Below are 22634 nucleotides of genomic sequence, written 5' to 3' on the forward strand. Positions count from 1 at the left end.
CCATGACCACGTTCTGCGCGATTGACTTCGGAACCTCCAATTCGGCGGTGGCGCTGCCTTCATCCGGCCCGTCCGACGCGTCCGGCAGCGCCATGCGGCTCGCGCCCGTGGAAGATGCGCACGTCACGCTGCCCACCGCCGTGTTCTTCAATACCGACGAACACACCCGCGAATTCGGCCGGGCGGCGCTGGCCGCCTATATCGACGGTTTCGACGGGCGCCTGATGCGCTCAATGAAGAGCATCCTCGGCTCGCCGCTGGCGGAGAGCACGACGGATCTCGGCGACGGCAGCGCCATGCGCTATACGGACATCATCGCGATTTTCGTCGATCACCTCAAACGCAGCGCCGAGGCCTGCGCCGGGGAGCCGATCGAGCGGGCCGTGCTGGGCCGGCCGGTCTTCTTCGTCGACGAGGATCCGCGCGCCGACAAGCTTGCGCAGGACCAGCTCGAAGCGGCCGCGCGCGCGGTGGGATTCCGCGAGATTCAGTTCCAGTACGAACCCATTGCGGCCGCGTTCGACTACGAATCGCGGCTGACGGAAGAGGGGCTCGTGCTGGTGGCGGATATTGGCGGCGGCACGTCGGACTTCTCGCTCGTGCGCGTGGGGCCGGCGCGCGTGCAGCGGCTCGAACGCAAGGGCGATGTCCTCGCGCACCATGGCGTCCATGTTGCGGGCACCGATTTCGACCGCCGTGTCGAACTGGCGACGATCCTGCGCGAACTGGGTTATCAGTCGCTTGACCCGGAAGGCCGCGAGATACCGAATCGCGTGTACTTCGACCTCGCGACGTGGCATCTGATCAATACGGTCTATACCCCGAAGCGTGCCGCCGACCTCAAGCTGATGCGTCACCTGTATCGCGACGCGCGGCATCACGACCGCCTGATGCGCGTGGTCGAGCAGCGTCTGGGTCACGCGCTGGCGGCGCGCGGCGAGGAGGCGAAGATCGGCGTGTCGGCGGGCGGCGAGACCCTGATCGATCTGGAGGCCGTGGAGCCGGATCTGCGGCTCGCCTTCGACAACGCCGAACTAATCGAGGCGGGCCGCGAAGAAACGCGCCGCATCGTGGAGGCCGCGCGCGAGACGGTGCAGGCGGCAGGCGTGAGGACTGCCGACGTGGGCGCGCTCTATTTCACGGGCGGTTCCACGGGCCTCCTGTTCCTGACCGAGGCGCTTGCTGAGGCGTTCCCGCAGGCGCGCCCGGTGTTCGGCGATCGCCTCGCGAGCGTGGCGACGGGTCTTGGCATTCACGCGCAGCGCCTGTTCGGCTGAAGCGCGGATAAGAAAAACCCCACCTTCCGGAAGAAGCATGGGGTTTTTCGGTAAGCTTGCCATCAGGATCCCGTTGGCGGGATCCTGACGGATGCTGAAAACAGCGCGCTTAGACCGGCTTGATGTTCGCAGCTTGCTTGCCCTTCGGGCCCGTGCGAACTTCGAACTGCACCTTTTGGTTTTCTTGCAGCGTCTTGAAGCCGTCGACTTTGATTTCCGAGAAGTGCGCGAAGAGATCTTCGCCGCCGCCGTCCGGCGTGATGAAGCCAAAGCCCTTAGCGTCGTTGAACCACTTGACGGTACCGGTTTCCATATTACTTTCCTAAAGATGAATTGAGGCCGAAGCCAGAGAGGTGCACGAAAATCAAGGAAGGGGTATGGGACCAGCCGGAGTACCGTTGATGGGCGAACTACGAAAGACCTATTCACACTCGCCGCTTGAAATCCTGCCCGAACTTTATACGGCTAATTGCCCCGAAGGTCAACAGAAAGTCCAGAATCTCAATGTTTTTTTACGTTAGGGTCGAAACGAGAGCTTACAAACCTTGCTCGATCACCGTTTTTTTGTAGGGGGTCTGCAGATTTTTGACGTGTTTTGGCAGTGCAACCGTTAAACTACGCGCCGCGCAAAGGTTGCGCCTTTGGGTGCAATCGATGCATTGCGCGCAGTTGCGATATCTATAAAAAACCGCCCGTACAACAGACGGGGCTCCCGGTGTCGAACTGCTCTTGAAACAGGAGAAGACGTGAAAAGTTCTATTCAACGGAACATCGGCCCGTTTGCGCTGATGTTTACGGGCCTCGGCTCGATCATCGGTTCGGGCTGGCTGTTCGGCGCGTGGAAGGCGGCGAAGATTGCGGGTCCCGCGGCCATCTGCGCCTGGGTGATCGGCGCCGTGGTCATTCTGGCCATCGCGCTCACCTACGCCGAACTCGGCGCGATGTTCCCGGAGTCGGGCGGCATGGTGCGCTACGCCCGCTACTCTCACGGCGCGCTGGTGGGCTTCATCAGCGCCTGGGCCAACTGGATCGCCATCGTCTCGGTGATCCCCATCGAAGCTGAAGCCTCGATCCAGTATATGAGCACCTGGCCCTACGACTGGGCACACGCGCTCTTCGTCGACGGGTCATTAACCCATTCGGGGCTGGGACTCGCAGCGCTGCTCGTGATCGTGTACTTCATGCTCAACTACTGGGGCGTGACGCTCTTCGCGCGCGCCAACAGCGCCATCACGATCTTCAAGTTCATCATCCCGGGCCTGACCATCATCGGTCTGATGACGACGGGCTTCCACCACGAGAACTTCGGCCAGTCGACCGACTTCGCGCCCTACGGCTGGTCGGCGGTGTTCACGGCGGTCGCGACGAGCGGCATCGTGTTCGCGTTCAACGGCTTCCAGAGCCCGATCAACCTCGCGGGTGAAGCGCGCAATCCGTCGAAGAGCATTCCGTTCGCGGTGATCGGCTCGATCGTCTGCGCGCTCGTGATCTACGTGCTGCTGCAGATCGCCTACATCGGCGCGGTCAACCCCGCCGACGTGCTCAAAGGCTGGAACACGTTCGCCTTCAAGTCGCCGTTCGCGGAACTCGCGATCGCGCTGAACCTGAACTGGCTGGCGATCCTGCTGTACGTGGACGCGTTCGTGAGCCCGAGCGGCACCGGCACGACCTACATGGCGACGACTTCGCGCATGATCTACGCGATGGAGCGCAACAACACGATGCCGAAGATGTTCGGCAACGTGCACCCGTTCTACGGCGTGCCGCGCAACGCGATGTGGTTCAACCTGCTCGTGTCGTTCATCTTCATGTTCTTCTTCCGCGGCTGGAGTTCGCTGGCGGCGGTGATCTCGGTGGCGACGGTCATCTCGTACCTCACCGGTCCGATCAGCCTGATGGCGCTCAAGCGTGCCGCGCCGGACCTCGATCGTCCGCTCTCGGTGCCGTTCATGAAGGTGATCGCGCCATTCGCATTTGTTTGCGCGTCGATGATCCTGTACTGGGCGAAGTGGCCGCTGACGGGCGAAATCATTCTGCTGATGATCGTGGCGCTGCCGGTGTACTTCTACTTCCAGGGCAAGAAGGGCTGGGGCGGCTGGGGCCAGGACCTGAAGGCGGCGTGGTGGCTGTGCGCCTACCTGCCGACGATGGCGGTGCTTTCGCTGATCGGCAGCAAGCAGTTCGGCGGCAGCAACGTGATTCCCTACGGCTGGGACATGCTGGTGGTGGCGTTGTTCTCGCTGGTGTTCTACTTCTGGGGCGTTCACTCGGGTTATCGCTCGCCGTACCTGAAGGAGCGCGACGAGGAGGACGAGGTGCTCGAGGGCATCGGCGCGCACTGATCGCCGGTCCTCTTTGGGCGGCGTTCGTGCCGCCAGGAACAGCAAGGCCCGCCTGGAGAGATTCAGGCGGGCTTTTTTTCGTGCGGTTGTGCGGTGTGCTGTCGATCAGTGGGCGGAGCCGAATACGTAATTCGTCATCGCAAGTGCCCGCTGGTAGGTGCCCAGCGACTGGACGCCGAACGTGTAGTCGTCGTCCGCGGCGCCGAGTGCCGTGAAGACCGGCAGCAGATGCTCGTCGGTCGGGTGCATCAACTGCGCGTGCGGTGCGCGGCGGCGGTAGTCGAGCAGGGCGTCGATGTCGCGCGCGGCCAGATGCGCTTCGAACCAGTCCGTGAACTCGGCCACGCGCGGGTCGGCGTCTTCCGGCCGCGCCGAGAAGTCCGCCGCACGCAGGTTATGCGTGATCTGGCCCGAGCCGATCACCATCACGCCGTCTTCGCGCAGGGCGCGCAGCGCGCGGCCAAGCGCGTAGTGGTGCGCGGCGTCGGCGCGCGGCTGGATCGACAACTGGGCGACAGGCACGTCCGCTTCGGGGAACATCAGCAGCATCGGCACCCAGGCGCCGTGGTCGAGGCCGTGCGGCTCCTCGCCCACGGCCGCGCCCTGTTCGCGCAGCAGCGCGGCGGCACGCTGCGCGATATCGGGCGCACCTGGCGCCGGATACTGGATTTCGTAGAGCGCGCGCGGGAAGCCGTAGAAGTCGTGGATCGTCTCCGGCTGTGCCGCGGTGCTCACGACGGGCTGGAGCGTGCCCCAGTGCGCCGAGAGCATCAGCACGGCCTCGGGACGCGGCAATTGCGAGGCGAGCGCGGTGAAGCCGCCGGAGGGCAGCGAGGGGTCGATCGGCAGTGTCGGGGCGCCGTGCGACAGGAACAGGGTGGGCAGTCGGGTAGCGGTGGTCATGATCGAAGGCTGCAGTAAGGCAGCCTGTAGAGACTAGGTTGCGATCAATATAAGTGCCTACTGCAGCGAATTAAACGGGGCGAAAGGGAATTGATTGTGTCGCCGCTGTTGGTAATCGCGAAGCGTGGCGTCCGCGCTCGCGCCGCTCAGTCGGCGGTGGCGCCGCGCAATCCCTGCCAGGCCGGCGAGAGCGCCGGGCCGAGTGCGAACAGGTCGAGCACGCGCGCGACCGTATCGTCGACCATCTCGTCGATCGAGGCGGGCTGATTGTAGAAGGCGGGCAGCGGCGGGAAGATCACGCCGCCCATTTCGGTCACGGCCGTCATGTTGCGCAGATGCGCGAGGTTGAATGGCGTTTCGCGCACGAGCAGCACGAGGCGGCGGCGCTCCTTGAGCGTGACGTCGGCGGCGCGCGCGATCAGGTTGTCGGAGAGGCCGTGCGCCACGCTCGCGAGCGTCTTCATCGAGCAGGGCGCGACGATCATGCCGTCGGTGGCGAACGAACCCGAGGCAATGCTGGCGCCGACGTCCCGCACCGAATGCACGACGTCGGCGCGCGCGTGGAGATCGTCCTTGGCGAGTTGCAGCTCGTGCTGGATGTTGAGCCAGCCGGCCGACGAGATCAGCAGATGGGTCTCGACGCCGCCGAGTTTGCGCAGCATGTCGAGGATGCGCACGCCGTAAATCGCGCCGGTCGCGCCAGTGATGGCGACGATCAGTCTGCGCGGGGCGGCGGAGGGGGCGACGCCGGAAGCGTTCACGAAAAGGCGGGGTCGGGCACGAAGCAGGGCGGCAGGCGCGTAGCCGCCGTCCCCCGGTGCTTACGCCTGGGCGAACAGATGTTGCAGTTCGCCGTTCTGGTACATCTCCATCATGATGTCCGAGCCGCCGACGAATTCGCCCTTCACGTAAAGCTGCGGAATGGTCGGCCAGTTCGAGAATTCCTTGATGCCCTGGCGGATCGCTTCGTCCTCGAGCACGTTGACGGTCTTGAACTGATCGACGCCGCAGGCCTTGAGGATTTGCACCGCGCGGCCCGAGAAGCCGCACATCGGAAACTGCGCGTTGCCCTTCATGAAGAGGACGACGGCGTTTTCATCGACGATTTGCTTGATGCGTTGTTGGGTGTCCATGACTGACCTTGCAATGTATTGATGCGGAACAGGGTGAAATGATAGCGGATTTCGCCTGCGCGGGCCGGGCGCCAAAGGCGACCCGAAGCGTGGCCCAAAGCGCGGCCGGAAGTCTGCCCCGCCGCGCCGTTGCGCCGTTCAGCCCGCGAGCCGGCCGCCGCTGATCCGTTCGATGCCGGCGAGATCCTTTTCCGAGCGTACCTCGCTGAATCCTTGCCCTTCCAGCAGCGCGCGCACGGCCTCGGCCTGGTCGTAGCCGTGCTCCATCCAGAGCACGCCGCGCGGCGCGAGGTACGCGCTCGCGCCGGCCACGATGGCGCGCAGGGCCGTGAGACCGTCGGCTTCGTCGGTGAGCGCGCCGCGCGGCTCGAAGCGCAGGTCGCCCTCGTCGAGATGGGGATCGCCGCTCGCGATGTAGGGCGGATTGCTCACGATCGCCTCGAAGCGCAGCGCCGGGTCGAGCGCGTCGTACCAGTTGGCGGCGACGAAGGTCATCGCGCCGCCCGGGCGGCGGGCGTCGAGCAGGCGCTGCGCGTTGCGTGCGGCGACGCCGAGTGCGGCCGCCGACCGGTCCACGGCCCAGACGCGCGCATCGGGCCGCGCCGAAGCAATCGCTACCGCGATGGCGCCGCTGCCGGTGCCGAGATCGAGCACGCGCGGCCGCGCAAGCCCTTCGATGGCGGCCAGCGCCGTTTCGACCAGCAGCTCGGTCTCGGGGCGCGGAATCAGCACGTCGGGCGTGATTTCGAAGTCGAGGCCGTAGAACTCGCGCGCGCCCACCAGTTGCGCGATGGGCTCGCCGCGCGCGCGGCGTGCTTCGAGTGCGCGATACGCGTCGCCGCGCGCGGGGTCGAGCGCTTCGTCGCCGCGCGTGATGAGCTCGGTGCGGCGCCAGCCCAGCACGCGCATGAGCAGGATGCGTGCTTCGAGCGCGGGCAGCGGCGAGGCGCGCAGCAGGGTGTCGGCGGTGACGGCGCTTTCGTTCTTCACGTCTGGCTCACGTGGGTCGCGGCGTCAGTCCGCATCGCCGAGCGAGGCGAGCTGCTCGGCCTGATGCTCCGAGACGAGCGCGCCGATCAGTTCGTCGAGCTCGCCGTCCATGATGGATTCGAGGCGGTAGAGCGTGAGGTTGATGCGGTGGTCGGTGAGACGCCCTTGCGGGAAGTTATAGGTGCGAATGCGCTCCGAGCGGTCGCCCGAGCCGACGAGGCTCTTGCGCGTCGCCGCTTCCTTGGCGTGCTGCTCCTGGTACTGCTTGTCCTTGATGCGCGCCGCGAGCACCTTGAGCGCCCGATCCTTGTTCTTGTGCTGCGAGCGGTCGTCCTGGCACTCGACGACGATGCCGGTCGGCATGTGCGTGACGCGCACCGCCGAATCGGTCTTGTTGATGTGCTGCCCACCCGCGCCCGAGGCGCGGAAGGTGTCGATACGCAGATCGGCGGGATTGATCTCGACCTCGCCAATTTCGTCGGCTTCGGGCATCACCGCGACCGTGCAGGCGGACGTATGGATGCGGCCCTGCGTTTCGGTGGCCGGCACGCGCTGCACGCGATGGCCGCCCGACTCGAACTTGAGCTTCGAGTACGCGGCTTCGCCCGCAATGCGCACGATCACTTCCTTGTAGCCGCCGAGGTCCGACTCGCTCGCCGACATCATCTCGATCTGCCAGCGGCTGCGCTCCGCGAAGCGCAGGTACATGCGCAGCAGGTCGCCCGCAAACAGGGCCGACTCGTCTCCGCCCGTGCCCGCGCGGATTTCGAGAAAGACGTTGCGCTCGTCGTTGGGGTCTTTCGGCAGCAGCATTTTCTGCAATTCAAGTTGCAACTGCGCCATGCGTTCACGCGCGCTTTTCACCTCGTCTTCGGCGAATTCGCGCATCGAGGCGTCGGCGAGCAGGTCTTTCGCCGCCGCCTCGTCGTCTCTCGCCTGGCGCCAATGCGCGTACTGCTCGACCACCGGCCCCAGTTCCGAATGCTCGCGCGTGAGCTTGCGGTACTGGTCGCGGTTGGACGTCACGTCGGGACGGCTCAACAGGTCGTTCAGCTCGGCCAGGCGTGTCGTCAGCTGGTCGAGCTTGGATTGCATGCTCGTTTTCATCGGGGCGGGTCGGAGCGGCTCCGGGTAGGGCTGCGGGAGAAAAAGGCGTAGCGGGCGGCGTGCCCGGGCGTGCGGCGTGGGCTGACGCCGCCTTAGCGGTTCACGCCGCTAACGGTCCGAAGAACCGGACGATTCGGAAGACGTGTCGTCCGCCGACGACGCGGACGGGGCCGCCTGCGCGTCGCGCGCGCCACGGCCCGGCTGGCCGGACTGGCCATGCCGGTAGAACCCGCTCATCAGTTCGATGAGCGAGTCACGGTTTTCGCCGCTCGCGCTGTTGAGCGCGTGCGTTGGGCCGTGAATCAGCTTGTTGGTGAGCGCCTGCGAGAGCGCTTCGAGCACGGCGGACGGATCGTCGCCGCGCGCGAGCATCTTGCGCGCGCGTTCCAGTTCGGCGCGGCGCAGCGTGTCGGCCTGGGTATGCATGTGGCGGATCACCGGCACGATGCTGCGCGCGTCGAGCCACTGCATGAAGTTCGCGACACGCGTCTCGATGATCGTCTCGGCCTGCGCGACGGCGGCCTGGCGCGAGGCGTTGCCTTCACGCACGATCGTGCCGAGGTCGTCGACGGTGTAGAGGAACACGTCTTCGAGCTGACCGACTTCGGGTTCGATGTCGCGCGGCACCGCGAGGTCGACCATGAAGATTGGCCGGTGGCGGCGCGCCTTCACCGCGCGTTCGACGGCGCCAAGGCCGATGATCGGCAGCGTGGAGGCCGTGCACGACACGATGATGTCGAACTCGTGCATGCGCGTAGGCAGGTCGGAGAGCGGAATGGCGTGGCCACCGAAGCGCTCGGCAACATAGCGGCCGCGCTCGGCGGTGCGGTTCGCCACCACGAGCTCGCGCGGCTGCTGTGCGGCGAAGTGCGCGGCGCACAGTTCGACCATCTCGCCCGCGCCGATGAACAGCACGCGCTGGTTGGCGATCTTGTCGAAAATGCGCTGCGCGAGACGCACGGCCGCGGCAGCCATCGACACCGATTGCGCCCCGATTTCCGTCGTGCCGCGCACTTCTTTCGCGACGGCGAAGGTGCGCTGGAACAACTGGTTCAGATAGGTGCCGAGCGCGCCGGCTTCGGTGGCCGTGCGTACCGCGGTCTTCATCTGGCCGAGGATCTGCGTTTCGCCGAGCACCATCGAATCGAGCCCCGATGCCACCCGGAACGCATGGCGCACGGCTTCCGACTGCGGCAGCGCATAGACGTGCGGCGCCAGTTCTTCCTCGCGGATGCCGTGATACTGCGAGAGCCAGTGGACGGCGGCGTCGCGCGAGGCGTGGTCGTCAGTCGCGCAGTAGAGTTCGGTGCGGTTGCAGGTGGACAGGATGGCGGCTTCCGGCGCGTTGAGCGCGCGGCGGCTCGACCAGGCGTCCTTGAACAGGGCGAGTGCAGGCTTGATCTGTTCGAGCGGAAACGCCACGCGTTCGCGCAAGGCGACAGGCGCGGTGTGGTGGTTGATTCCGATCGTTAGAAGCTGCATACCATGGGGGCAAGATTTAGGCGGATATTATAACTTTTCCTCGCTTCCGACATGGCCGCCGGCAGAGTCCGGGTATTCCGCGCTGGACATTGCCGCCTTGGCCACCGGCAGTCTTTCAAGTTGGTAGCCGAATCCGTACAGCGTTGTGAGGCGCCAGCCGTGCTCCGGGGCGATCTGTAGCTTGCTGCGCAAGCGCGAGGCGTGCGTGTCGAGCGTGCGCGACCTTACGTCGCGGTTCAGATTCCAGACCGTTTCGAGGATGCGCGCCCGGGAAACGGGGCGCGATGCGTTCGTGAAGAGCAGCAGCGCGAAACGGAATTCTTTCGGCGTGAGGGTCACGGTCTGGCCCCGGAACGAGACCGCATAGTTCCCCGAATCGAACAGGTAAGCACCAAAGCCGTGGTGCGCGCGATTGTGCGGCCGCCGCACGCCGGCGCGGCGCAGCAGCGCGTCGATGCGCGCCAGCATCTCCGGGCCGCGCACCGGCTTGGCTATGCAGTCGTCGGCGCCGGCGTGCAGCGCGGAGACGATCTCGCTTTCGTGCGGCGACGCCATCAGCACGATCACGGGCAAGCCGGGCAACGTGTGGCGGGCGCGCGGCATCAGGTCGTCGGCACCCGCGTCGCCGCACCACCAGGCGGCCAGCATGAGATCGAACGCGTCGTTCTCGAGGGCGCAGAGGAGGGAGGCGCAGTCGGGGAAGCGCTGACACGCGTGCCCGCCTGCAATGAGCAGGCGCAGGATGATTTCAGCCTGACTCGCATCGGGCTCGACAAGAGCGATTCGCATGGGGATTCCGGCCGCTGCGGCCGGATGCGCTTGCCTTGCGCGATGCCGCCCCCTACACTCATTCGCTCACGGGGCGCGCCGAGCCGACCGGCTTTCAGTGAAAATCAGCTAAATGAGAAAAAATGTTAGTCAGCGCGGGGCGACATCCCTATCAGATAAGTCTGAAAGTGCTTAGGGCGGGTTCTTGATGGGCTGGTCAGGTATCGCCGTGCTTGGCATTGTGGTCGGTTTCGCGGGCTGGTGGCTGCATCCTTTGCGCCGCCGGACGCATAGCGGCCTCGTTCTGGCGCTCGTCGCGGGCGCGCTCGGCGCCGCGTTGGCCCGGGCGGGCGGTCGCGCGACCGGTCTCTTCTACGATGGCGAGCTCCTCGAGTGGCCCGTCTGCACCGCTTTCGCACTCGCTTTCGCGGCGCTTGTCGTCACGCTGCGTCTGCGGCGTTGATCCATGCCCCGTTCGAATATTTCCCGCAGGTGAAACCATGAACGCCCGACTTCCCGACCCCTCCACGATTCCCGAACGGATCTCAGCCCTGCGCGCCGAAATGGCGCGCGCAGGCGTCGACGCCATGCTCGTGCCGTCCGCCGACCCGCATCTTTCCGAGTATCTGCCGCCACGCTGGCAAGGGCGGCAGTGGCTCTCGGGCTTCACGGGGTCGGTGGGGACGCTGGTCGTGACGAAGGATTTCGCGGGCGTGTGGGTGGACAGCCGCTACTGGACGCAGGCCGAGAACCAGCTCGCGGCTACGGGCATCCAGCTGATGAAGATGACGGGCGGCCAGCAGACCGCGCCGCACATCGAGTGGCTCGCGCAGAACGTGGCGGCGGGCGGTACGGTTGCCGTGGACGGTGCGGTGCTGGGCGTGGCCACGGCGCGCGTGCTCTCCGGCATGCTGACCGCGCACGGCGTGAAGCTGCGCACGGATCTCGACCTGCTCGACGAAGTGTGGCCCGCGCGCCCCGCGCTGCCGCACGAACTCGTTTACGAACACGCCGCCCCGCACGCCGACGCGAGCCGTGCCGGCAAGCTCGCCCAGGTGCACCGCGCCATGCAGGAGAAGGGCGCGCAGTGGCACTTCATTTCGACGCTCGACGATCTCGCCTGGATCTTCAATCTGCGCGGCACCGACGTGAGCTACAACCCGGTGTTCGTCGCGCACGCGCTGATCGGGCCGGACGCCGCGACGCTCTTCATCGCCGACGGCAAGGTGCCGGTGGCGCTCGCCCAGTCGCTCGCGCGCGATAACGTGCGCATCGAGCCCTACGCCGAGGCGCCGGCGGCGCTCGCCGCGCTGCCGGCGGGCGAGTCGCTGCTCGTGGATCCGCGGCGCGTGACGTTCGGTCTGCTGCAGTCACTGTCGGCGGGCGTGAAGCTCGTCGAGTCGATCAATCCGAGCACGTTCTTCAAGTCGCGCAAGACCGCCGCCGAGGCCGAGCACGTGCGCAAGACGATGGAGCAGGACGGCGCCGCGCTCGCCGAATTCTTCGCGTGGTTCGAAGCCGCGCAAGGTCGCGAGACGATCACCGAGCTCACCATCGACGAAAAGCTCACCGCCGCGCGCGAGCGTCAGTCGGGCTACGTGTCGCCCTCGTTCGCGACGATCGCCGGCTTCAACGCGAACGGCGCGATGCCGCATTACCGCGCGACGCCCGAATCGCATAGCGTGATCGAAGGCGACGGCCTGCTCCTGATCGACTCGGGCGGCCAGTACCTGGACGGCACGACCGACATCACGCGCGTCGTGCCCGTCGGCACGCCGAGCGACGAGCAGAAGCGCGATTTCACGATCGTGCTGAAGGGCATGATGGCCCTTTCGCGCGTGCAGTTCCCGCGCGGCATCCGCTCGCCGATGCTCGACGCCGTCGCGCGCGCGCCGATCTGGGCCGCTGGCGCGGACTACGGCCACGGCACGGGGCACGGCGTGGGCTACTTCCTGAACGTGCACGAGGGCCCGCAGGTGATTTCGCATTACGCGCCTGCCGAGCCGTGGACGGCCATGGAAGAAGGCATGATCACCTCGGTCGAGCCGGGCATCTATCGGCCCGGCAAGTGGGGCGTGCGCATCGAGAACCTCGTGCTGAACCAGTCCGCGCAGAAGACCGAGTTTGGCGACTTCCTGATGTTCGAAACGCTCACGCTCTGCCCGATCGACACGCGCTGTATCGACATGTCGCTCCTGCGCGACGACGAGCGCGAATGGCTCAACGATTACCACCGGACGGCGCGGTTGCGCGTGTCGCCGCTTCTTTCCGGCGATGCGCTGGCGTGGCTCGAAGCCCGCACGCAACCGATCTGAGCGGAACGCCAGGGAAAGCGGCGATGACGATCAAGGCAGTCGTATTCGACTTCGGCGGCGTGCTTGTGGACTGGAGTCCCGAGTATCTGTATCGCGAGCTGATTCCGGACGAAAGCGAGCGCCGCTGGTTCTTCACCCACGTCTGCACGATGGACTGGGTGGTGCGCCAGGACGGCGGCCAGCCGATCGCCGAGGGCACGGCGGAGCTCGTGGCGAAGTTTCCGGAACACGAGGCGCTGATTCGCGCGTTCTACGAACGCTGGCACGAGATGATCGGCGGCCTGCTCGAAGGCGGCGTCGCGACCTTCGAGCGGCTGGAGGCGGCGGGTGTGCCGCTTTTCGGCCTGACGAACTGGTCCGCGGAGACTTTCCCCTGGGCCTGGGAGCGCTTCGACGTGCTGCGGCGCTGCCGTGACATCGTGGTGTCCGGGCGCGTGCAGCTCGTGAAGCCCGATGCGGCGATCTTCCACGAAATGTTTCGCCGCATCGACGCGCAACTGCCGGGCGTGCGGCCCGAAGAACTCGTCTTCATCGACGACAATCGCCACAACGCCGAAGCCGCCACGGCGCTCGGCTGGCACGGCGTGCATCACATCAGCAACGCCGCCACCGACGCCCGGCTGCGCGAACTGGGCCTACCCATCTGACGCTCGCAGCGGACCGCCGCGTTCACTTCGACGGCTGCGTACTTCCTCCGCCCAGCAGGTTGCGCAACGCATCGGCGAGACCCTTCGCGGTCTGGCCGGCGCCTTGCACCACGCCCTCCGCACTCACCCCGAGCACCTTTGCAAAGCCGGTGCGCAACTGCATCGTCAGGTTTTCGTCGAGGCGGAACTTCGGATCGTGCAGATTCCCGTCGAGCACGAAATGCAGCGTGATGTCGCCGTTGTGCGCCTTGAGCGCGGCGATGGCGGCACGCGTCGGGATCGCGAGGAAGGTGTCGAGCGGGTCGCCGCTGGTTGCGAGTTGCAGGTGATGCAGCGTGATCGTGCCGGGCGCGTGCAGGCGATAAGCGCTCACCGTCGAGGTGATATCGAGGTCCAGCGTGCCGCCCGTGACCTGCGCCTTCGTACTGGCTTTGCGGAGCAGGTAAGGATCGAGCGTCGAGATGTCGACGCCGCGCAGCGTCGTGGTGGTTTGCGAATCCTTGCTCGCGATGCGTATCCATCCGCCGAACGAGACCTGCCCGGTATGCTGCGGACCCTTGATCGAGCCCGTCACCGACACCTGGGTCGGCTCCGCGAGCGCGGGCAGATGGATGCGATCGACCGTCGCATTGGCATCGCTCACGATGACCCGGTACGGTGGATCGCTCACCGAGCGGTCGTAGAAGACGAACGCGCCGTGCTCGAAGGCGACATGGTCGATGAGCTTTTCGGACGGCATGGCCTGGCCGGCCGGTGCGCCGGCGGCGGGCGCCACCGCTTCGCTTTGCATGGCTTCGCGCAGGTTCGGCAGGATCTGGATCGAGCCGTTGGCGCCGCGCACGACGTTCATCGTGAAATCGCGCACCGTGATGTCGCGAACATGCACACGGTGCGCAAGGAATGCGCGCAGGTCGGGGGTGACGATGATGTGCCCGGCGTGCAGCGCGTCGGCAGCCGGCCAGCCGGGCGGCGCCTTGATGTGGACGTCGGACAGCTCGACCGAATTCAGCGTGAACGCGACGTCGATGCGGCCCGCGCTGCCGATGGGCGCGAGCGCCTCAGCCACGCGCGATTTCACCGCATGCTGCAGGGCGTAGAGGCCGCCGAGCGCGCCCAGCACGAGCACCGCCAATACGATCGCGGCGACGGCGGCAAAGCGTGGGACGCGGCGGTGGGAAATCGGCTTTGCCATGCGGGGCACCTCGCGCAGAAGGGCCGGGCACCGTCTCGAACGCAACCCGGCCCGGCGTGGAACATCGGAAGCAGCGTAGCGGGTTTCGAGCAACCGCCATGCCGCGCGTGCCAGAAAAAACGGCAGCCCGAAGACTGCCGTAGCTGCCGTCGCCTTCGGCGGTTCGGCTGAACCGCTGAAGGCCGGTCCGATCCCGCGCCGTTTAGCGGCTGATCGGCTTGTAGCGCAGACGCTTCGGGCGCGCGGCTTCTTCGCCGAGGCGCTTGATCTTGTCGGCCTCGTATTCCTGGTAGTTGCCGTCGAAGAACGTGACCTGCGAGTCGCCTTCGAACGCCAGGATATGCGTGGCGATACGGTCGAGGAACCAGCGATCGTGCGAAATCACCATCACCGAGCCCGCGAATTCGAGCAGCGCGTCTTCAAGCGCGCGCAGCGTTTCGACGTCCAGATCGTTCGACGGTTCGTCGAGGAGCAACACGTTGCCGCCCGAAATGAGCGTCTTGGCCAGATGCAGACGGCCGCGCTCGCCGCCCGACAGGTTGCCGACGATCTTCTGCTGGTCGCCGCCCTTGAAGTTGAAGCGGCCGATGTAGGCGCGCGACGGCGTTTCGTACTTGCCCACCGTCAGCACGTCCGCGCCGCCCGAGATTTCCTCGAACACGGTCTTGTCGGAGGCCAGCGCGTCGCGGCTCTGGTCGACGTAGGCGAGCTTGACGGTCGGGCCTTGCACGATTTCGCCCGAATCCGGCTGCTCCTTGCCCGTGAGCATGCGGAACAGCGTCGACTTGCCGGCGCCGTTCGGTCCGATGATGCCGACGATCGCGCCCGCCGGAATCTTGAAGCTGAGGTTGTCGATCAGGAGACGGTCGCCATAGGACTTGCTGACGTTCTTGAACTCAATGACTTCGCTGCCCAGACGCTCGCCCGCCGGAATGAAGATTTCCTGCGTTTCGTTGCGCTTCTGGTAGTCCTGGCTCGACAGTTCCTCGAAGCGCGCGATACGCGCCTTCGACTTGGCCTGACGGCCCTTCGGGTTCTGGCGCACCCACTCCAGTTCCTTCTTGATGGCCTTCTGGCGTGCCGATTCGGTGGCTTCTTCCTGCTTCAGGCGCTCTTCCTTCTGGTCGAGCCAGCTGGAGTAATTGCCCTTCCAGGGAATGCCGTGGCCGCGGTCGAGTTCGAGAATCCACTCGGCGGCGTTGTCGAGGAAGTAGCGGTCGTGGGTCACGGCGACGACGGTGCCCGGGAAGCGCGTGAGGAACTGCTCCAGCCACTCGACCGATTCGGCGTCCAGGTGGTTGGTCGGCTCATCCAGCAGCAGCATGTCGGGCTTTTCGAGCAGCAGCTTGCACAGCGCGACGCGGCGCTTTTCACCGCCCGAGAGATTGCCGATCTTCGCGTCCCATGCCGGCAGACGCAACGCGTCGGCAGCGATTTCGATCTGCTGTTCCGCGCTGCCGTCCGTCGTGGCGAGGATTGCTTCGTATTTCGCCTGTTCGGCGGCGAGCGCGTCGAAGTCGGCGTCCGGTTCCGCGTAGGCGGCGTAGATTTCATCGAGCTTCTTCTGCGCGTTGAACACGTCGCCCAGACCTTCCTCGACCGCTTCGCGCACGGTCTTTTCCGGATCCAGCTGCGGCTCCTGCGGCAGATAGCCGATGTTGAGGTTCGGCATGGGCGTGGCTTCGCCTTCGATGTCCTTGTCGACGCCGGCCATGATCTTGATGAGCGTGGACTTGCCCGAACCGTTCAGGCCGAGCAGGCCGATCTTCGCGCCCGGGAAGAACGACAGCGAGATGTCTTTCAGGATCTGGCGCTTGGGCGGCACGATCTTGCCGACCCGGTTCATGGTGAAGACGTATTGGGCCATGAGAGTGTCTTTGGAAACGGGAGAAAAGGGGGCGGGACGCGGGTTATGCGCTTGCAGGCGACGCGTCGGACCGCGAATTGGGGTGTCGCGCAAACCGCTATTGTACGGGGCGCGGACGATGGGGGCGTGAATCCGGGTGGCCTCGATGGCGCGCGCCGCAAGTCCTGTTGCGATTCCCGCTGCGATTCCTTCAAGCGGCGAATCCCGCGTCTTGTGTTGACAATAGCTATACGTCAACGTACGATGTGTAGCTGTTGTGTATACGCGAAAGGAAGTCCCATGCGCGACGCTTCCATCAATCTACGCGCGCTGCCCGAGCAGCGCGATCTGATCGACCATGCCGCCGATCTGCTGGGCAAGAACCGCTCGGACTTCATGCTGGAAGCCGCGTGCGAGCGTGCGAAAGCCGTTGTGCTGGATCAGGTCTTTTTCGGCCTGGATGCGGACAAATTTCGGCAGTTCACGGCGCTGCTGGACGAGCCGCAAGACAGCAATCGAGGCCTCAAGCGTCTGATGGCCGTCAAGGCTCCGTGGGACACGGACAAGGCGTGAAAGTACGGCTTTCGGCGCCGCAGTCGCTCGCCGCCACGCATCGGCTCGATGAGTTCCGTTGCGGCGAGCCGTCTCTCGACAGCTGGCTCAAACAGCGCGCATTGACCAACCACCTGAACGGGGCCAGTCGTACTTTCGTCGTGGCCGATCCCGACCAGTGCGTGCTGGGGTATTACGCGCTCGCGGCGGGCGCCGTCGCCCATTCGGATGCTCCCGGGCCCATCCGGCGCAATATGCCCGACCCGGTGCCGGTCATGGTGCTCGCGAGGCTTGCCGTCGATGTTCGCGCCCAAGGCAACAAGCTTGGTGCGGCTTTGCTCCAGGATGCCGTCATACGCGTGTATTCGGTTGCGGAAAACGCCGGTGTCCGGGCCTTGCTCGTTCATGCGTTGAACGAGCATGCGAAACGGTTCTACGAGTACTACGGTTTTCGGGAGTCGCCGGTGCACCCGATGATCTTGATGCTTCCGCTCAAACGACACCCGTAGCGCTCTCGATAAAGAAAAACCCCACGCCTCGGAAAAGCGTGGGGTTTTTCTGTGGCCTGAGCCCGCTCGTAGCGGGCCTTGGCGATGGCAGCGTGCAGGGCGCGTTAAACGTTGAACAGGAAGTTCATCACGTCGCCGTCGTGCACGACATATTCCTTGCCTTCCGCGCGCATCTTGCCGGCTTCCTTCGCGCCGGTTTCGCCCTTGTACTGGATGAAGTCGTTAAAGGCGATGGTCTGCGCGCGGATGAAGCCGCGCTCGAAGTCGGTGTGGATCACGCCGGCGGCCTGCGGGGCGGTATCGCCGATGTGGATCGTCCACGCGCGCACTTCCTTCACGCCCGCCGTGAAGTATGTCTGCAGGCCGAGCAGCTTGAAACCCGCGCGGATCACGCGGTCGAGGCCCGGTTCTTCCATGCCCATGTCGGCGAGGAAGGCGGACTTGTCTTCGTCGTCCAGATCGGCGATTTCGGCCTCGATCGCCGCGCAAACCGCCACGACCGGCGCGTTTTCGGCTTCGGCGTACTTGCGCACGGCTTCGAGGTGCGGATTGTTTTCGAAGCCGTCGTCCTTCACGTTCGCCACGTACATCGTCTTCTTCGCGGTGATCAGGCAGAACGGCTTGATGAGCGCCTGCTCGTCCTCGTTCAGGCTGAGCGCCCGCACGGGCTTTGCCTGGTCGAGCTGTGCACGCACCTTTTCCAGCACGGCGACGAGCTTTGCCGCTTCCTTGTCGTTGCCCGACTTCGCGGCTTTCGAATAGCGCGTGAGCGCTTTCTCGACGGTGCCGAGGTCGGCGAGCGCGAGTTCGGTGTTGATCACCTCGATGTCGGCGAGCGGATCGATCTTGCCCGCGACGTGGATTACGTTGTCGTCCTCGAAGCAGCGCACGACGTGCGTGATGGCGTCCGTTTCGCGGATGTTCGCGAGGAACTGGTTGCCGAGGCCTTCGCCCTTGCTGGCGCCCGCGACGAGGCCCGCAATGTCGACGAACTCGACCACGGCCGGCAAGACGCGCTCGGGCTTGACGATTTCGGCAAGCGCCTTCAGGCGCTGATCCGGCACTTCGACCACACCGACGTTCGGCTCGATCGTGCAGAACGGATAGTTTTCGGCGGCGATGCCCGCTTTGGTCAGCGCGTTGAAGAGGGTGGACTTGCCGACGTTAGGCAAGCCGACGATGCCGCATTGGAGGCTCATGTAAATCTCTGCTTGTCACCCAAAACCATAATTGTAACCTCCTCCGGGCGCGGGTTCGCCCTGCGCGGGGGATTGCGGGATGCACCCGCCCCGGAGGCGAAGCCGCCTGCGCGCAGGCTGGATCTGCGGCAATGGGCCACGTGCTCATACACCGTAACGGCGCACCCGTCCGACCCTTTCAGGACGTGCCCCGCGGCTATAATGCGCGGATGACTGCAACCAACCAGACTTTCGACGTCGTCGTGATCGGCGGCGGGCTCGTCGGCAAGTCGGCGGCGCTCGCGCTGACCCAGGGTGGCCTGCGCGTGGCGCTGCTCGCGCAGCCCTGTGTACCGCTGCCCGCCGACGCGGTGTTCGACGCACGCGTCTACGCGTTCTCGCGCAGCTCCCATGCACTATTCGAGCGGCTGCGAGTCTGGCAGGCCATCGACCCCGCGCGCCTCACGCCCGTCTACGACATGCGCGTGTTCGGCGACGCGGCCGCCGAGCTGCATTTTTCGGCCTGGCAGGCCTCGGTGGCGCAGCTTGCGTGGATCGCCGAATCGTCGGTGGTGGAGCGCGCGCTCGACGCCGCGCTGCATTTCCAGCCCAACCTCACGTGGATCGATTCGCGCGCCCAGACGCTCGACATCAAGCCGTACGCGGCCGAGATCGGTCTCGCCAACGGCCGCACGCTGCAAGCCGACCTCGCGATCGGCGCCGACGGCGCGCATTCGTGGGTACGCGCCCAGATCGGCTCGACGGTGGCGCGACGCGAGTATCGCCAGACCGGAGTGGTCGCGAATTTCCGCGCCTCGCGTCCGCACGGCGAGACCGCCTTCCAGTGGTTTCGGGACGGTGAGATCGTCGCGCTTTTGCCACTGCCGGATCAGCACGTGTCGCTCGTCTGGTCGGCGCAGACGGAGCATGCCGAAGCGCTGCTGCAACTCGACCCGCAGCAACTTGCCGCTGAAGTCGAGCGCGTGACGCTGGAGCAGGTGGGAACGCTCGAATGCGTGACGCCTGCGCGCGGTTTCCCGCTTTCGCTCCAGACCGTCGACCGGCTGATCGCGCCCCGCGTGGCGCTCGTGGGCGACGCCGCGCACCTGATCCACCCGCTCGCAGGCCAGGGCGTGAACCTCGGCCTGCGCGACGTGGCGGCGCTCGTCGACGTGATCACGCAGAAAGAGTCGTTCCGCGACCTCGGCGACACCGTGCTCCTGCGCCGCTACGAGCGCGGCCGCCGCGAGGACATTCGCAAGCTCGTCGTCGCCACCGACGGCCTGCAACGGCTGTTCTCGATTCCCGGTACGATTGCGCAGGCCGTGCGTAATACCGGCATGGCGTTCGTGGGCGCGCAGCCGCTCCTCAAACGCTGGCTGGTTGCTGCGGCGCTAGGCTGACGGTACGGCCGCGCGGCGGGAATAGCGGTTGCTGTCCCCGCCTTGCAGCGTCAGAATGGCTGAAGCCGCCGGGGCCGACGGCAGGGTGCAGGCACAACGGCCTGACCGCCAGAGCCCCGAGCAGGTGGGGTCGAACCGGGCCGTTTTGCCCTCTTGGTCCTCTTTGCCATCCACACCGAACACCGGCGCGCGAGTCGCGCGCCAGACAGAATCAGGAAGCAAGTCATGCAAAAGCGAATCCGGATTGCCGCGCTCGTCCTGGCGGCGATGACCGCCGTGCTCGGCTGCTCGGCCCAGGCCGACCAGGTCACCGACAAGCTGAAGGCCACGTTGCAGGCGCGCCTTGGCTCGGACACCGACATCAAGGGCATCACGAAGGCGCCGGTGGCGGGTCTCTACGAGGTGAACCTCGGCTCGCAGATCATCTATAGCGACGCGAACGGCGATTACGTGCTGATCGGCGACCTCGTCGACACGAAGACGCGCACCAATCTCACCGACGCACGCCTTGCGGACCTGAACCGCGTCAACTTCGCGAACCTGCCGTTCGCGAACGCCGTGAAGGTGGTGAAGGGCAACGGCAGCCGCAAGATGGCGGTTTTCTCGGACCCGAATTGCCCGTACTGCCATCAGCTCGAAAACACGCTGAAGTCGATCGATAACGTCACGGTCTACACCTTCCTGTACCCGGTCCTTTCTCCCGATTCCGAGGTGAAGGCCAAGTCGATCTGGTGTTCGTCGGATCGCGCGAAGGCGTGGGAATCGTGGATGCTGAATCGCGAGGCGCCCTCGGCCGCCGGCACCTGCAATACCGCCGCGATCGACAGCAACCTCGCGCTCGGCGCGAAGATGAACGTGACCGGCACGCCCACCGTGATCCTCGCCGACGGCCGCCGCCTGCCAGGCGCCGTTTCGGCGGACCGGCTCGAGCGCGAGCTGAACGACGCGCACTGAATCCCGCAGGACGACACCGGCCGCTTTGAGCGGCCGGTCTTTTTTTGCCCGCCGTGGCCGGCCCTTTCGATTCGCTGAATTCCGCCCCCCGTCACCGATCCCGCCGATGAAGCCGATCCGATACACCCTCATCCCGAAGAACCCCGCCGCGCACCTGTTCGAGGTGACGCTCACCGTCGAGGATCCCGCGCCGGACGGCCAGCGGGTCATGCTCCCGGTGTGGATTCCGGGCAGCTACATGATCCGCGAATTCGCGCGCAACATCGTCACGCTGCGCGCGTTCAACGACGCCGGCCGCAAGGTGCGCGTGAGCAAGACCGACAAGCACACGTGGCAGGCGGCGCCCGTGAAAGGCGCGCTCACGCTGCGCTACGAGGTGTATGCGTGGGACCTCTCGGTGCGCGCGGCGCACCTGGACGACACGGTGGGCTTTTTCAACGGCACGAGCGTGTTTCTCGCGGTGCCGGGCCACGAGGACGCGCAATGCGTCGTCGACATCCAGCGTCCCGATGGCCATGCGTATCGCCACTGGCGCGTCGCCACCGCAATGGCCGAGGCGCGCGGCACCAAGCGCTACGGCTTCGGCGAATACGTGGCGTCGGACTATGACGAACTGATCGACCATCCGGTGACGCTCGGCGAGTTCACGCTGGCGAGCTTCAAGGCGCATGGCGTGCCGCACGACATCGTGATCGCGGGTCGTGTGATCGGACTCGATACCGAACGTCTCGCGGGCGATCTGAAGAAGATCTGCGAGGTCCAGATTGCGCTCTTCGAACCGCGCACGAAGCGCGCGCCGATGGAACGGTATGTGTTCATGACGCAGACCGTGAGTGACGGTTACGGCGGCCTCGAGCATCGCGCTTCCACCGCGCTGATCTGCAACCGCACCGACTTGCCCGTGAAGGGCAGGCCCGAGATGAGCGAGGGCTATCGCACTTACCTGGGTCTGTGCAGCCACGAATATTTCCACACGTGGAACGTCAAGCGCATCAAGCCCGCGGCGTTCGTGCCGTACGACCTCACCCGCGAGGACTACACCTCGCTGCTGTGGCTTTTCGAAGGCTTCACGTCGTATTACGACGATCTGATGCTCGTGCGCAGCGGTCTCATTGCCACCGACGATTACTTTGGCCTCCTCGGCAAAACGGTAGCTGGCGTGCTGCGCGGCGTGGGCCGCTTGAAGCAGAGCGTTGCGGAAAGCTCGTTCGACGCGTGGGTCAAGTACTACCGTCAGGACGAGAACGCCTCGAACGCGATCGTCAGCTACTACACGAAGGGCTCGCTCGTGGCGCTTGCGTTCGATCTCGCGATCCGCGCCGAAACGGGCGGGCGCAAGTCGCTCGACGACGTGATGCGTCTGTTGTGGCAGCGTTACGGACGCGACTTCTATCGCGGCAAGCCGGTGGGCGTGGGCGAGGAGGAAGTCGAGGCGCTGATTGCCGAGGCGACCGGCGTGTGGCTGGGCGGTCTTTTTGCCGATGCCGTGCGCGGCACGCGCGATCTGCCGCTTGCGACGCTCTTCGAGCCGTTCGGCGTGGCGCTCGACGGCGAGCCGGAGCGCGGCGCGAAGCCGTCGCTGGGTGCGCGCCTGCGCGGCGGTGCGGATGCGACGCTCGCCGTGGTGTTCGAGGGCGGCGCGGCACAGAAAGCCGGCCTTTCGGCCGGCGACGTGCTGGTCGCGCTCGACGGCCTGCGGGTGACGGGTTCGAACCTCGACAGCCTGCTCGGGCGCTATCAACCGGGCGCGAAGGTGGAGATTCATGCGTTCCGGCGCGACGAACTACGCGTGGCGCGCCTCACGCTCGATGCGCCCGACGTCGCGCGCTACAAACTCGCTATCACCGACAAGCGGCCCGCGTCGCGTGCGCTGCGCGAACGCTGGCTGGCGGGCTGAGCGGGCGCGCCGACACATAAGATCAGACGAAAGCGGCGCAGGGGTGCACCGCTTTTCCATGCCGGCGATTGTTCTATCGCTGCAACAATCCGTCATCGGCGAACCTCTTTTTCGGGGCGCGGCAAATAAACACAATGGC

The 22634-nt window shown here is 65.8% G+C and carries 20 protein-coding genes and 1 pseudogene; 10 read left to right on the forward strand and 11 right to left on the reverse strand.

Annotated elements, in window-relative coordinates; genetic code table 11:
- The first annotated feature begins 2 nt into the window (after window positions 1–2).
- Complete coding sequence (locus WJ542_RS05685; RefSeq protein ID WP_411188364.1) at window positions 3–1277, forward strand: Hsp70 family protein; 1275 nt, start codon at window positions 3–5, stop codon at window positions 1275–1277.
- Window positions 1278–1386: 109 nt separating this feature from the next.
- On the opposite strand, the gene WJ542_RS05690 is transcribed toward WJ542_RS05685, so the two are convergent.
- Entirely contained in the window at window positions 1387–1590 is a 204-nt protein-coding gene (locus tag WJ542_RS05690) for a cold-shock protein (RefSeq protein WP_027797379.1), read from the reverse strand.
- A 433-nt stretch (window positions 1591–2023) separates the two neighbouring features.
- On the opposite strand from WJ542_RS05690, the gene WJ542_RS05695 reads away from it, so the two are divergent.
- Window positions 2024–3619: an APC family permease gene (locus WJ542_RS05695; RefSeq protein ID WP_411188365.1), complete on the forward strand. Its 1596-nt coding sequence runs from the start codon at window positions 2024–2026 to the stop codon at window positions 3617–3619.
- 105 nt (window positions 3620–3724) lie between these two features.
- Here WJ542_RS05695 and WJ542_RS05700 read toward each other — a convergent pair whose 3' ends face one another.
- The 7 genes and pseudogenes from WJ542_RS05700 to WJ542_RS05730 all read right to left on the reverse strand — a co-directional run bounded on the left by WJ542_RS05700 (window position 3725) and on the right by WJ542_RS05730 (window position 10023).
- On the reverse strand, window positions 3725–4522 hold the full coding sequence (locus WJ542_RS05700; RefSeq protein WP_411188366.1) for a DODA-type extradiol aromatic ring-opening family dioxygenase: 798 nt from the start codon (window positions 4520–4522) through the stop codon (window positions 3725–3727).
- 146 nt (window positions 4523–4668) lie between these two features.
- Entirely contained in the window at window positions 4669–5283 is a 615-nt protein-coding gene (locus tag WJ542_RS05705) for a UbiX family flavin prenyltransferase (protein ID WP_411188367.1), read from the reverse strand.
- Window positions 5284–5343: 60 nt separating this feature from the next.
- A complete protein-coding gene (gene grxD / locus WJ542_RS05710; protein ID WP_411188368.1) occupies window positions 5344–5655 on the reverse strand; it encodes a Grx4 family monothiol glutaredoxin in 312 nt (103 codons plus the stop codon).
- Window positions 5656–5793: 138 nt separating this feature from the next.
- Complete coding sequence (gene prmC, locus WJ542_RS05715; RefSeq protein WP_411188369.1) at window positions 5794–6645, reverse strand: peptide chain release factor N(5)-glutamine methyltransferase; 852 nt, start codon at window positions 6643–6645, stop codon at window positions 5794–5796.
- Between the two features lie 24 nt (window positions 6646–6669).
- Complete coding sequence (gene prfA, locus WJ542_RS05720) at window positions 6670–7752, reverse strand: peptide chain release factor 1 (RefSeq protein WP_027797887.1); 1083 nt, start codon at window positions 7750–7752, stop codon at window positions 6670–6672.
- A 216-nt stretch (window positions 7753–7968) separates the two neighbouring features.
- Window positions 7969–9234: pseudogene (gene hemA / locus WJ542_RS05725) on the reverse strand (glutamyl-tRNA reductase); the annotation flags it as partial.
- Between the two features lie 27 nt (window positions 9235–9261).
- Window positions 9262–10023 (reverse strand): response regulator transcription factor, encoded by a 762-nt coding sequence (locus WJ542_RS05730; protein ID WP_411188370.1) that lies wholly within the window; start codon window positions 10021–10023, stop codon window positions 9262–9264.
- Window positions 10024–10210: 187 nt separating this feature from the next.
- Here WJ542_RS05730 and WJ542_RS05735 point away from each other — a divergent pair, with 187 nt between their 5' ends.
- From WJ542_RS05735 to WJ542_RS05745, 3 genes are read left to right on the forward strand one after another with little or no spacing between them, the layout of a single operon-like run.
- Entirely contained in the window at window positions 10211–10465 is a 255-nt protein-coding gene (locus WJ542_RS05735) for a hypothetical protein (protein WP_411188371.1), read from the forward strand.
- A gap of 37 nt (window positions 10466–10502) precedes the next feature.
- Window positions 10503–12317 carry an aminopeptidase P family protein gene (locus WJ542_RS05740; RefSeq protein WP_411188372.1) on the forward strand — a complete coding sequence of 605 codons (1815 nt, stop codon included), beginning with the start codon at window positions 10503–10505 and terminating at the stop codon, window positions 12315–12317.
- Between the two features lie 23 nt (window positions 12318–12340).
- A complete protein-coding gene (locus WJ542_RS05745) occupies window positions 12341–12964 on the forward strand; it encodes an HAD family hydrolase (protein WP_411188373.1) in 624 nt (207 codons plus the stop codon).
- A 22-nt stretch (window positions 12965–12986) separates the two neighbouring features.
- Here WJ542_RS05745 and WJ542_RS05750 read toward each other — a convergent pair whose 3' ends face one another.
- Together WJ542_RS05750 and ettA are read right to left on the reverse strand one after the other, a co-directional pair.
- Entirely contained in the window at window positions 12987–14156 is a 1170-nt protein-coding gene (locus tag WJ542_RS05750; protein WP_411188374.1) for a DUF748 domain-containing protein, read from the reverse strand.
- Window positions 14157–14358: 202 nt separating this feature from the next.
- Entirely contained in the window at window positions 14359–16023 is a 1665-nt protein-coding gene (gene ettA, locus WJ542_RS05755) for an energy-dependent translational throttle protein EttA (protein WP_027797892.1), read from the reverse strand.
- 279 nt (window positions 16024–16302) lie between these two features.
- On the opposite strand from ettA, the gene WJ542_RS05760 reads away from it, so the two are divergent.
- Together WJ542_RS05760 and WJ542_RS05765 are read left to right on the forward strand one after the other, a co-directional pair.
- A complete protein-coding gene (locus WJ542_RS05760; RefSeq protein ID WP_411188375.1) occupies window positions 16303–16575 on the forward strand; it encodes a type II toxin-antitoxin system TacA family antitoxin in 273 nt (90 codons plus the stop codon).
- A complete protein-coding gene (locus WJ542_RS05765) occupies window positions 16572–17063 on the forward strand; it encodes a GNAT family N-acetyltransferase (protein ID WP_411188376.1) in 492 nt (163 codons plus the stop codon). Before WJ542_RS05760 ends, WJ542_RS05765 begins: the two co-directional genes overlap by 4 nt.
- A 104-nt stretch (window positions 17064–17167) precedes the next feature.
- Here the strand turns inward: WJ542_RS05765 and ychF are convergent, their stop codons facing one another.
- Window positions 17168–18262: a redox-regulated ATPase YchF gene (ychF, locus tag WJ542_RS05770; protein WP_411188377.1), complete on the reverse strand. Its 1095-nt coding sequence runs from the start codon at window positions 18260–18262 to the stop codon at window positions 17168–17170.
- A gap of 209 nt (window positions 18263–18471) precedes the next feature.
- Between ychF and WJ542_RS05775 the strand changes: the two genes are divergently transcribed.
- From WJ542_RS05775 to WJ542_RS05785, 3 genes are all read left to right on the forward strand, one after another.
- Complete coding sequence (locus WJ542_RS05775; protein ID WP_411188378.1) at window positions 18472–19644, forward strand: UbiH/UbiF family hydroxylase; 1173 nt, start codon at window positions 18472–18474, stop codon at window positions 19642–19644.
- Window positions 19645–19869: 225 nt separating this feature from the next.
- Window positions 19870–20598 (forward strand): DsbC family protein, encoded by a 729-nt coding sequence (locus WJ542_RS05780; RefSeq protein WP_411188379.1) that lies wholly within the window; start codon window positions 19870–19872, stop codon window positions 20596–20598.
- Window positions 20599–20704: 106 nt separating this feature from the next.
- Entirely contained in the window at window positions 20705–22495 is a 1791-nt protein-coding gene (locus WJ542_RS05785; RefSeq protein ID WP_411188380.1) for a M61 family metallopeptidase, read from the forward strand.
- The last annotated feature ends 139 nt before the right edge of the window (window positions 22496–22634 follow it).

It is taken from the genome of Paraburkholderia yinzeri (genome assembly GCF_046581065.1).
In the GTDB taxonomy this organism is placed as follows: Bacteria; Pseudomonadota; Gammaproteobacteria; order Burkholderiales; family Burkholderiaceae; genus Paraburkholderia.